Below are 3,704 nucleotides of genomic sequence, written 5' to 3'. Positions count from 1 at the left end.
GGACGGGTAGGGGGCTGCGCCGGACAGCCCAAACCCCGTCATTCCGGGGCGCCGAAGGCGAGCCCGGAATCCAGACGCGCCGCGCGGGCTCGAAGGGCCGGGACGCTCCACCTCGGAGCCCGCGGCGGCTCTGGATTCCGGGCTCTGCTGCGCAGCCCCGGAATGACGGAGCGGTTTTTCAGGACGCTGTGTTCGGATGCCCTGGACGGGCCAAGACGCTCAGTCGAACAGGCTCGACACGCTGGCTTCCGTCGCCGTCCGGCCGATGGCCTCGCCCAGGAGCGGGGCGATCGTCGCCACGCGGATGTTGCGGGCGAGCTTGACGGCCTGGGTCGGCTGGATCGAGTCGGTGATCACCAGCTCCTTCATCCGCGAGGCGGCGATGCGCGAGACCGCGCCGCCCGAGAGCACCCCGTGGGTGATGTAGGCCGAGACCTCCTTGGCGCCGGCGTTGAGCAGGGCCTCGGCCGCGTTGACGAGCGTGCCGCCGGAATCGACGATGTCGTCGACGAGGATGCAGGAGCGGCCTTCCACGTCACCGATGATGTTCATCACCTCGGATTCGCCGGCGCGCTCGCGGCGCTTGTCGACGATGGCCAGCGACGCGTCGATGCGCTTGGCGACCGCACGCGCCCGGACCACGCCGCCGACGTCGGGCGAGACCACCATGCGGTCGGTGGAGGTCAGCCGCTCCTTGATGTCGCGCACCATCACGGGCGCGGCGAACAGGTTGTCGGTGGGAATGTCGAAGAAGCCCTGTATCTGGCCGGCATGAAGGTCCAGCGTCAGCACGCGGTCGGCGCCGGCCTCGGTGATGAGGTTGCAGACGAGCTTGGCCGAGATCGGGGTGCGGCCCGAGGTGCGCCGGTCCTGCCGGGCGTAGCCGAAATACGGGATCACCGCCGTGATGCGCCGCGCCGAGGACCGACGCGCGGCGTCGATCATGATCAGCAGCTCCATCAGGTGGTCGTTGGCCGGATACGAGGTCGACTGGACGATGAACACGTCCTCGCCGCGCACGTTCTCCTGGATCTCGACGAAGATCTCCATGTCGGCGAAGCGCCGGACCATGCACTTGGCGAGCGGCAGTTCGAGGTAGCCGGCGATGTCCTCCGCCAAGGGCCGGCTGGCATTGCCGGCGATGATCTTGATCGAAGACTTCATGCCTGCGGGCTCAACATCTGGGGTCTCGGGCCGAGACACGTCCTGAAGACTGGAACGGCCGGCCGATCGACAGGCCCGCCGGCATCCGCGTCGGTCGGGCTCTTACCAGTGCGGTCGAACCGTCACAATGGCCGCGTCCGCCCGCTGCACAGCCCCCTGCACGCCCCGCTGCACAGCCCCCTGCACAGGCGGACGCCTACGGCTCGAGCAGGCGGTGGAGGTGGACGACGAAGTAGCGGGTCTGCGCGCTGTCGACCGTGGCCTGGGCCTTGGCGCGCCACGCGACCTTGGCCGAGGCGTAGTCGGGGAAGATGCCGACGATGTCGAGGCCGGCCAGATCCTTGAACCGGAGCCCGTCGATGTCCTCCAGCTCGCCGCCGAAGACGAGGTGCAGCAGCTGTTCGCTGGCGATCGTGGTGGTCACGGGTCTCTCCTGGTCGCGGCACGCCGCCCCACAGGCAGGACGCGTGCCGCAAGACGCGGCATCGCCAACCCCGCGGCCGCCGTCAAGCCCGCGCGGCCCCGGCCCTCAATGCAGCGCGGTCGGCGGCACGGCCGCGCGCTCGGCCCGGGCGATCTCGCGGCCGATCTGAAGCAGCAGGCGCTCGGTCATCCCGCGAAGCGCTTCGGATCCGCTCTCGCCGACAACCCCGTGCAACGCGATGCAGAGGTCGGCGGCACGCACCAGCGGCGCCTCCGGCTCGCCGATCGACGGGGGCGCGACGGAGCCGGCGTCCATGGTCCGGACCTCGGTGATGTCGATCAGGATGCCGGTGCTGCGCACGGGGCGCCCGCGCGGATCGTGGAAGATCCGGCCGCGGCACAGGAGCCAGCGCGTCTGCCCGGAGAGCATCCCAGCCCGGTACTCCGCCAGCATCAGGCCGCCGGCCTGCATGGCGCGCTCCACCTCCTGCGTCATCCAGGGGACGTCGTCGGGATGGATGCCGGCCACGGCGTCGGCGAACTCGAGGTCGCGGCCGGCCAGCGCGGCGTCCCCCGCCAGCAGCTCGGCGGCGCCGGGATCGTAGCGCACGCGCTGCGAGACCGGGTTCCAGTCCCAGGTGCCGACGACGCCCGACGCCTGGAGGGCGGCGTGCAGGTCCCCCACCGCCTGCCCTCGATCGTCGATGCCGTCGAACTTCATCGGCCTACCAGTATGCTTCCCGCTCTTCAGAAACCTTGAGCAACAATTTGTATACGAGTCCAACTCAAACGATACAACCGATCGCGCAAGTCTTGCGGTTCGGATCGGTCTACCGCCGTGCTACGACCCGCCGGCCGTAGAACCCGCGGACGGTCCATGTCTCAGCACGACGACCTCGCCTGGAGAGCGGAGGCGGCCTGCCTGGTCGCATGCCCGGCGTCGCGTCAACACCTCCTGGACGGGTGGCTGCTGCGCGCCTCGGGCGGGCCGACCCGGCGGACGAACTCGCTCAACCCGACCCCCGGACCGCGCGGCCCGGCCGACGCGGCGATCGCGGCCTGCGAGCGTGCGTACGCGGCGCTCGGCCAGCCGGCGATCGTCCGCGTGGTGAGCCTCGCCCCGGAGCTCGACGAACCCCTGGCGGCGCGCGGCTACGGCGCGGAGGGCCACGCGTCGACCCTGTTCGCCGCCCTCGACGGGATGCCGGACGGGCTCGACTCAGGCGTGCGGCTGATGCCGGCAGCCGATGGCGACTGGCTCGCGCTGCGGACCCGGCTTGCCGGCGCCGACGCGCAGGCCGCCGCGATCTACGCCGCGATGACGAGAGACTTGCGCGGTCCCCGCGCCTTCGCCGCCCTGGACCTTGCGGAGGAGACCGCATCGATGGGCTACGCCGTCCTCGACGGGTCGCTCGCGGTGATCGAATCCGTGGCGACGCCCCCGCAGCTGCGGGGGCGCGGCCATGCCCGTCGCACGGTCAGCGCGCTGATGCGCTGGGCCCGCGCCAACGGGGCCACTGGCGCCTGCCTCCAGGTGGTGGCCGAGAACGCGGCCGCCCTGTCGCTCTACCGCGGCCTCGGGTTCCGCACCGAGCTGCTGCGCTACCACTACCGCCGCCAGGGTTGAGCCGGCGGCCTCCAGGGTCGCCGGACCGGGCTCAGGCCTCGAACAGCGAGCCTTGCGCGGCGGCGGGCGCGGGCGGCTCGACCTCGGGTGCGGCCTTCGCCCGGCGCGGCGCGCGCTTCTTCGCCGGGGCGGCGCCTTGCTTCGCCGGGGCGGGGCCTCGCTTCGCCGAGGGCGCCCCCTCGGGCGCGGGAGCGCCCGCATCCGCCTCGGTGCGGGCGGACACGAACCCGTCGGCGAATTCGAGGCTCAGGGGCGAGCCGGCCGGCAACCCGCGGCCGGAGCGGAGCGCAGCGCCTGCGCCGTCGCGGACCAGCACGTAGCCGCGGGCGAGCACGGCGCGATAGCCGAGGCTGCCGAGGAGGTCGCCGGCCCGGTCGAGCCGGGCGCGGCGGCGCTCGATCAGCCCGGCCGCCGCGTGGATCATCCGCCCATGCGAGGCCGCCAGCCGCTCGCGCGCGCGCGCCGCCTCGGTCTCGGCCCGGCGCAGGGT

The 3,704-nt window shown here is 72.6% G+C and carries 5 protein-coding genes; 1 reads left to right on the top strand and 4 read right to left on the bottom strand.

All coding sequences use genetic code 11. The features are described 5' to 3' along the window. Positions 1-219: 219 nt before the first annotated feature. From FV229_RS25910 to FV229_RS25900, 3 genes are all read right to left on the bottom strand, one after another. Positions 220-1,164: a ribose-phosphate pyrophosphokinase gene (locus FV229_RS25910; RefSeq protein ID WP_147754674.1), complete on the bottom strand. Its 945-nt coding sequence runs from the start codon at positions 1,162-1,164 to the stop codon at positions 220-222. Between the two features lie 196 nt (positions 1,165-1,360). Next, the gene (locus FV229_RS25905) at positions 1,361-1,588 is read right to left on the bottom strand and encodes a DUF4170 domain-containing protein (RefSeq protein ID WP_147754673.1); all 228 of its coding nucleotides are present in this window, start codon (positions 1,586-1,588) and stop codon (positions 1,361-1,363) included. Positions 1,589-1,693: 105 nt separating this feature from the next. Next, a complete protein-coding gene (locus FV229_RS25900) occupies positions 1,694-2,308 on the bottom strand; it encodes a PAS domain-containing protein (protein ID WP_147754672.1) in 615 nt (204 codons plus the stop codon). Between the two features lie 156 nt (positions 2,309-2,464). Between FV229_RS25900 and FV229_RS25895 the strand changes: the two genes are divergently transcribed. Beyond that, a complete protein-coding gene (locus FV229_RS25895; protein ID WP_147754671.1) occupies positions 2,465-3,214 on the top strand; it encodes a GNAT family N-acetyltransferase in 750 nt (249 codons plus the stop codon). Positions 3,215-3,245: 31 nt separating this feature from the next. Here FV229_RS25895 and FV229_RS25890 read toward each other — a convergent pair. After that, positions 3,246-3,704 (bottom strand): exodeoxyribonuclease VII large subunit (locus FV229_RS25890; protein ID WP_348644206.1); only part of this gene is annotated, 459 nt, incomplete at its 5' end.

The organism is Methylobacterium sp. WL120, from assembly GCF_008039465.1.
Classification (GTDB): Bacteria; Pseudomonadota; Alphaproteobacteria; order Rhizobiales; family Beijerinckiaceae; genus Methylobacterium; species Methylobacterium cerastii.
The sequence above is the reverse complement of the archived record's forward strand: the minus strand, read 5'-3'. Positions and strand labels throughout refer to the sequence as shown.

What these genes read in the sequence shown, in the direction of transcription:
- FV229_RS25910 (WP_147754674.1), bottom strand. Translation starts at nt 1,164, where the DNA reads ATGAAGTCTTCGATCAAGATCATCGCCGGCAATGCCAGCCGGCCCTTG.
- FV229_RS25895 (WP_147754671.1), top strand. Translation starts at nt 2,465, where the DNA reads ATGTCTCAGCACGACGACCTCGCCTGGAGAGCGGAGGCGGCCTGCCTG.
- FV229_RS25900 (WP_147754672.1), bottom strand. Translation starts at nt 2,308, where the DNA reads ATGAAGTTCGACGGCATCGACGATCGAGGGCAGGCGGTGGGGGACCTG.